Genomic DNA, 6,774 nt, shown 5'->3' on the forward strand with positions numbered 1-6,774 from the left:
ATCCAGCAGGCCGGCCGTGAGGCGACCTTGGAGCTGCGAGCGACCCTGGAGGCGCTTCGCGACGACGACAGGACCCCGCCGCAGGGTCTCGACGACATCCCTGAGCTGGTGGAAAGGGCTCGGATGACCGGCCTTGACGCGGCGCTGTCGATCGAAGGAGACCGACATGGCATGCCGGCAGCGGTGGACCGGACCGTCTACCGGATCGTTCAGGAATCGCTCACCAACATCGCCCGTCACGCCGCAGCCGCTACGGCGTCGGTACGGATCGACTACGGTCCGGACGCCCTCACCGTACGAGTCGATGACGACGGCAAGGCCACGCCGGCCACCGCTCCGACACCCGGCGTCGGACTGCTCGGAATGCGCGAACGAGTCACCGCCCTCGGCGGCCTCCTGCGGGCGGAACCACGCGACGAGGGCGGCTTCACCGTTCACGCGGAACTCCCCGTGGACCGTACGTCGTGATCCGTGTCCTGCTGGTCGACGACCAGCCGCTGCTGCGCAGCGGATTTCGGGCGCTCCTCGACCTCGAGGACGACATCGAGGTGGTGGCCGAGGCCGGCGACGGGAAGGAGGGCCTGGCGCTGGCGAAGGAGCGCCTGCCCGACGTCGCGCTCATCGACATCCAGATGCCGGTCCTGGACGGCATCGAGACGACCCGGCTCATCGCCGCGGACCCGGATCTGGCCCGGGTGCACGTCGTCATCCTGACCAACTACGGCTTCGACGAATACGTCTTCAACGCGCTGCGGGCCGGGGCCGCCGGATTCCTCGTCAAGGACATCGTGCCGGAAGACCTCCTGCACGCCGTACGTGTCGCCGCGCGCGGCGACGCCCTGCTCGCACCGTCGATCACCCGCAAGCTGATCAACCGGTACGTCGCCCAGCCGCTCCACACCGGCGCCGAAACGGAGCTGACGGGCCTGACCGGTCGCGAACGCGAGGCCGTCGTCCTGGTCGCGCAGGGCCTGACCAACGAGCAGATCGCCGACCGCATGGTGATCAGCCCACTGACCGCGAAAACCCACATCAACCGGGCCATGACCAAGCTCCATGCCCGTGACCGAGCCCAACTCGTAGTCCTCGCCTACGAATCCGGCCTGGTGGCCCCACCCGACCGCTGACATCGACGGCCCGCCGGCCGGCTCCGCCGTGGTGGTTTCAGGCGCGAGCGCCGCCGGGGAGGTCGGGTCATTCGGGCCGTACGGTGCCGAGGGCGCGGGCGGTGATGGTCATGCCCGCTGCGCGCAGGCGGCCGGCCAGAGCGTCGCCGATGCCGGTGGCGGGGGTGAGGACGCCGCCGTCCGCATCGGGCAGGGCGTCGCGGTCCAGCACCAGGGCGAGCGCGGATTGGCCGAGCATGACGGCGGTGGCGTTGTAGCCGGGGTCGCCGTCGGCCTGGAAACGGGCCGCGTAGCGGGCGCCGCTCGTGGTGACGGTGAAGGTGTCGAAGGTGAAGTGGCCCTTCTCGCGGGTCCGCCGGCTGGGTCCCTCGCCGGGCTTGGGCAGGACCTTGTCCAGCAGAAAGCGGGTGGGCGGCAGGGCCAGGCCGGCGAAGACCGCGCCCACTGCTCCGGCCACCCCGACCGCGAACAGCGGGGAGAGCGGGGAGCGGCCGACGCTCATGGCCTCGCGGTAGCGGAAGCCGGTCCCGTAGGCGTGGCCGCGCAGAGCGGAACTGCGGCGGACGATGCGGCTGTTGTAAGGAGCCATGACGAAGGGGGCGAGGGTGCCGCGCAGGGGAATGCCGGCCTTGCGGGCACTTGCCAGGACGAGGTCGCTCTGGCGGCCGAGGTCGGGTTCGGCGGTGCGGTCGGGGCTGAGGGTGTAGGGGTCCTGGGCGAGTCGGCGGGCGGCCCGGTCCTTCTTCATGGCGTCGATCTGCCGGCGCGCGGAGTCGATGGTGCCGCCGCTGACGCCGCCGCTGACCGCGGTGAGGACCGAGGTGGTCGTCGTCAGTTCACCGACGCCGTCGGCGCGGGCCCTCTCGTGGAGGGCGTGCACGTTGAGGTCGGAGGGGATGGAGTCGAATCCGCAGGCGTGCACGATGCGGGCGCCGGTGGAGGACGCGAGGTCGTGGTTGGCGTCGATGCTCTCGCGTACGAAGAGGGCCTCGCCGCACAGGTCGACGTAGTCGGTGCCGGCCCGGGCGCAGGCGGCGACCAGGGTGCGGCCGTATTCGGCGTAGGGGCCGACGGTGGTGATGACCACGTGGGCGGCGGCTGCGATCTTCTCCAGCGCGGGGCGGTCGTGCGCGTCGGCGACGAGCAGCGGCCAGGAGCGGCCGCGTTCGCCCAGCCCCTCGCGGACGGCGGCGAGCTTCTTCTCGCTGCGTCCGGCCAGGGCGATCCGGGTGCCCTCGGGGGCGGCCTGGTCGAGGTGATGGGCGACGAGGGCGCCGACGAAGCCGGTCGCTCCGTAGACGACGATGTCGATGTCGCGTACGCGGCGGTGCGGGCTGCTGTCCGTCATGGTTCCTGTCCTTCCGGGCCGGGCGGTGCCGGGGCGCTGTTGCGGAGGAGATCGAACGGTCCCATCTTCGCGGACGCGCCACGATGCGCCTGCGTCAGGAGCGCGATCGGGCGGCACCGTCGCCGGACCAGGGCGACCAGTACCGGCCGTCGGCCAGCGGGCAAGTCGGCCACATGGTCGTGCCTGAGCGCAGGAGGCCGTTGACAGCCGGAACGCGACGACCGCTAAGGTCGCGCGCCATGACCGCCTCCGAGCCCACGATCCTCGCCACCTCCGGTGGCCACCGCGTCGGAGACCGCACCATGGTGGCCTTCGACGCGCTCGTGCACCACGCCGTCGATCTGTCCGGGGTGCACGGGCGGCGGCCCCGGGTGATGTACGTCGGTACGGCGATCGGCGACGCAGAGCACTTCAGCGCCCGTATGACCGAGGCCGCACGGGTCGCCGGTTTCGACCTGACGCCGCTGCATCTCTTCCCGATGCCGAACCTCGAGGACGTCGAGGGCGCCGTCCTCGAACAGGATGTCGTCTGGGTCATGGGCGGTTCGGTGGCGAACCTGCTGGCGGTGTGGCGGGTACACGGGCTTGACGCGGTCTTCCGTCGCGCTTGGGAGGCCGGTGTCGTGCTCAGCGGTGTCAGCGCGGGGTCGATCTGCTGGTTCCAGGGTGGCGTCACCGACTCCTTCGGGCCCGAACTGCGCCCGCTCACCGACGCGCTCGGCTTCCTCCCCTACGGCAACGGCGTCCACTACGACAGCGACACGGGACGCCGCCCCCTGGTGCACCGGCTTGTCGCGGCCGGCACCCTGCCCGTCACGCACTGCACGGACGACGGCGTGGGACTGGTCTACCGGGGAACCGAGCTGGTCGAGGCCGTCGCCGAAGTGCCGGGGAAGGGCGCCTACGTCGTCGCGCGCGAGGGCGAGTCGGCGGTCGAGGAACGGATGGAACCCCGTCGGCTGCCCCCGCCGCCGCGTTAGGCACCGGGCAGTCGGGCGCGGGCGGTCACCGATCAGGACCGGACGAGTCGGCGCAGCCGTTCGGGGTCGGCGAGGATGTCGATCTCGACGATCTTCCCGCCCCTGATCGTGAAGCCCATCACGGAGAACGGCTCACCGTCCACGGTCGTGAGGAGCCCCGCGGCTCCGTTCACCAGCACCGGTTGTGCGAACCACGAGAACCGCCGGTAGGTGAGCGCCCGTCCGGCCACCTCCTGCGCACCGCGAATCTCCTTCGTCGCCCCGGCAGCTCCCGCCACTCCGGCGCCGGTGTCGGAACGGACCACGACGTCCGGGTCGAGCACCGCGACGAGGGCGTCGAAGTCGCCGCTGTGGGAGGCGGCGAGAAAGGCGTCGACGACTTCTCGCTGACGGGCGAGATCCGTGCCGGGAACCGCGGCCGTTCCCGCTATCCGGCGGCGGGCCCGGCTGGCGAGCTGCCGCGTCGCGGTCGGCGTACGCCCCACCAGGGGGGCGATCTCATCGAAGGGCACGGCGAAGGTGTCGTGCAGTACGAACGCCAGCCGCTCGGCGGGAGCCAGCGTCTCGAGTACCACGAGCAGCGCGAGACCGACGGAGTCGGCCAGCAGCGCCCGGTACTCCGGGTCCGTCCCGTCATGACTGCTCACCAGCGGGTCGGGCAACCGCACTTCCAGCGGGTCCTCCGCTCTCGCGGTGCGCGCACGCAGCATGTCCAGGCACACGCGTCCGACGACCGTCGTCAGCCAGCCGCCCAGGTTCTCGACACCGTCGGTGCCGGAGCGTTGCAGCCGCAGCCACGCCTCCTGCACGGCGTCGTCCGCTTCGCTCACCGAGCCCAGCATCCGGTAGCTCACCGCACGCAGATGGGTGCGGTGAGCCTCGAAGCGTTCCGCCAGAGATTCGCTGTCGTCCATCGGTCACATACTCCCGTCGCGATCCGTCAGTGCGGTGACGAGCGAACAGCCATCGATGTGACGAGAGGAGAGCGATAAATCGTTTGCCGCCTTCGGCCGGCGTCTGTTCCACTGCCTCAGACCGAGCCGACCGATCACGGAGAGTGAAATGCGAGCAGCGTTCATGTCCACCCAAAAGGTAATGACCACCTATCTTGAGGACATGACGCACCGTGAGCACACTCAACTTGGGAATCCTGGCGCATGTAGACGCCGGTAAGACGAGTCTGACCGAGCGGCTGCTGCACGCCGCCGGTGTCATCGACGAGATCGGCAGCGTCGATGACGGCAGTACCCAGACGGACTCGCTGGCGCTGGAGCGGCAGCGCGGCATCACGATCAAGTCGGCCGTCGTGTCGTTCGTCGTCGACGACGTCACCGTCAATCTGATCGACACCCCCGGCCACCCGGATTTCATCGCCGAGGTGGAACGGGTGCTGAACGTGCTCGACGGCGCCGTGCTGGTGATCTCAGCCGTCGAGGGGGTGCAGGCGCAGACCCGCGTGCTGATGCGGACGCTGCAGCGGCTGCGCATTCCCACGCTCATCTTCGTGAACAAGATCGACCGCGCCGGCGCGCAGGACGACCGCGTACTGCGGGCCATCGCCGAGCGGCTGACACCGGCGATCGTCCCCATGGGATCGGCGCACGAACTCGGCACCTCCAGCGCCGGTTTCACCCTGCACGGCGCGGCTGACGACGCGTTCACGACCCGGCTCGCCGAGGTGCTCGCCGACCGCGACGACGCGCTGCTGGCCGCGTACGTCGACGACGGGGCGGCGCTTGGGTACGGGCGGATGCGCGGAGAACTCGCCGCGCAGACCAAGCAGGCACTGGTCCATCCGGTCTTCTTCGGATCGGCCGTCACCGGTGCGGGCGTGGCCGCGCTGACCGACGCCGTCAGGGAGTTGCTGCCGGCCGCCGAAGGTGATGCGGATGGTCCGGTCTCGGGCACCGTCTTCAAGGTCGAACGCGGCGCGACCGGGGAGAAGATCGCGTACGTGCGGCTGTTCTCGGGGACGGTACGTGCGCGGGACCGGCTGCGGTGCGGCGCGGACGGCGACGGCCGGGACGGCGAGGAGAAGGTCACCGCGATCAGCGTCTTCGACCGTGGCACGGCTGTCCGGCGCGCGTCCGTCGCCGCCGGGCAGATCGGCAAGCTGTGGGGGCTGGGCGGCATCCGGATCGGTGACACGGTCGGCGTACCGCGAGCGGCTGCCCCGGAGCAGCACCGGCGCGACCAGCGCCACCACTTCGCCCTGCCGACGCTGGAGACGGTCGTCACGCCCTGCCGTGCCGCCGACAACGGTGCGCTGCACGTCGCGCTCTCCCAACTCGCCGAGCAGGACCCGCTGATCAACCTGCGGCAGGACGACATCCGGCGTGAAGTCTCCGTCTCGCTCTACGGCGAGGTGCAGAAGGAGGTCATCCAGGCGACGCTGGCCGGCGACTTCGGCGTCGACGTCACCTTTCGCGAGACGACCACGATCTGCGTCGAACGGCTCGTCGGTACGGGTTCGGCCTTCGAGATCATCGACAAGGAGCCCAATCCGTTCCTCGCGACGGTCGGGCTGCGCGTCGAGCCGGCGCCGGTCGGCACCGGCGTGGAGTTCCGGCTCGAGGTCGAACTCGGTTCGATGCCGTACGCGTTCATGAAGGCCGTCGAGGAGACCGTGCGGGAAACGCTGCACCAGGGGGTACACGGGTGGCAGATCCCCGACTGCCGGGTCACGATGACGCATTCCGGTTACTGGGCGCGGCAGAGCCACTCCCACGGCACCTTCGACAAGAGCATGTCCAGCACCGCCGGGGACTTCCGCAACCTGACGCCGCTGGTGCTGATGAGCGCGCTCCAGCAGGTCGGCACCAGGGTGTACGAGCCGATGCACCGCTTCCGGCTGGAGGTCCCGGCCGACACTTTCGGGGCGCTGCTGCCCGTACTGGCCCGGCTGGGAGCCGTCCCGCAGGCGCCGGCTGCGCGCGGTGCGTCATACGTGCTGGAGGGCGCGATCCCGGTCGCCTCGGTGCACGCGCTGCAGCAGCAACTGCCCGCGCTGACACGCGGTGAGAGCGTGCTGGAATCGGCTTTCGACCACTACCAGCCGGTCCGCGGCACCGTCCCGGCGCGGGCACGGACGGACCACGATCCGCTCCACCGGAGGGAGTACCTGCTGCGCGTCGTGCGGCGGGTCGGCGCGAGCTCAGGCTGAGCGACCGGCGTGGGGTCACGCGCTTTCGTCGAAGAGGGCCAGCAGGTCCGCCTTTTCGAACGTCTGGGCCGTTTCCACCGCAGACGGCCGGCCCGCCCGGGGGTCGGCCCCGCCGGCGAGGAGGATGCGGACGACCTCCTCCTCGCCCTTGAAGAC

General features: G+C 70.7%; 6 protein-coding genes. 4 read left to right on the top strand and 2 right to left on the bottom strand.

The window, feature by feature from the left end; genetic code table 11:
- On the top strand, positions 1–468 hold a 468-nt coding region (locus ACRDP3_RS18535; protein ID WP_431518081.1), incomplete at its 5' end, for a sensor histidine kinase.
- Positions 465–1,127: a response regulator gene (locus ACRDP3_RS18540; protein WP_431518082.1), complete on the top strand. Its 663-nt coding sequence runs from the start codon at positions 465–467 to the stop codon at positions 1,125–1,127. The genes ACRDP3_RS18535 and ACRDP3_RS18540, both read left to right, overlap by 4 nt.
- Before the next feature lie 67 nt (positions 1,128–1,194).
- On the opposite strand, the gene ACRDP3_RS18545 is transcribed toward ACRDP3_RS18540, so the two are convergent.
- Positions 1,195–2,475 (bottom strand): saccharopine dehydrogenase family protein, encoded by a 1,281-nt coding sequence (locus ACRDP3_RS18545; protein ID WP_431518083.1) that lies wholly within the window; start codon positions 2,473–2,475, stop codon positions 1,195–1,197.
- 239 nt (positions 2,476–2,714) lie between these two features.
- Between ACRDP3_RS18545 and ACRDP3_RS18550 the strand changes: the two genes are divergently transcribed.
- On the top strand, positions 2,715–3,455 hold the full coding sequence (locus tag ACRDP3_RS18550) for a Type 1 glutamine amidotransferase-like domain-containing protein (RefSeq protein WP_431518084.1): 741 nt from the start codon (positions 2,715–2,717) through the stop codon (positions 3,453–3,455).
- 32 nt (positions 3,456–3,487) lie between these two features.
- On the opposite strand, the gene ACRDP3_RS18555 is transcribed toward ACRDP3_RS18550, so the two are convergent.
- Positions 3,488–4,369, bottom strand: a complete 882-nt coding sequence (locus tag ACRDP3_RS18555) for a sigma-70 family RNA polymerase sigma factor (RefSeq protein WP_431518085.1) — start codon at positions 4,367–4,369, stop codon at positions 3,488–3,490.
- Positions 4,370–4,581: 212 nt separating this feature from the next.
- Here ACRDP3_RS18555 and ACRDP3_RS18560 point away from each other — a divergent pair, with 212 nt between their 5' ends.
- A complete protein-coding gene (locus ACRDP3_RS18560; protein WP_431518086.1) occupies positions 4,582–6,618 on the top strand; it encodes a GTP-binding protein in 2,037 nt (678 codons plus the stop codon).
- Positions 6,619–6,774: the final 156 nt, after the last annotated feature.

Source organism: Streptomyces sp. (assembly GCF_050698815.1).
GTDB lineage: Bacteria > Actinomycetota > Actinomycetes > Streptomycetales > Streptomycetaceae > Streptomyces.

Excerpts from the sequence above, each read along its gene's own strand:
- ACRDP3_RS18545 (WP_431518083.1), bottom strand. The coding sequence starts at position 2,475 with ATGACGGACAGCAGCCCGCACCGCCGCGTACGCGACATCGACATCGTC.
- ACRDP3_RS18550 (WP_431518084.1), top strand. The coding sequence starts at position 2,715 with ATGACCGCCTCCGAGCCCACGATCCTCGCCACCTCCGGTGGCCACCGC.
- ACRDP3_RS18555 (WP_431518085.1), bottom strand. The coding sequence starts at position 4,369 with ATGGACGACAGCGAATCTCTGGCGGAACGCTTCGAGGCTCACCGCACC.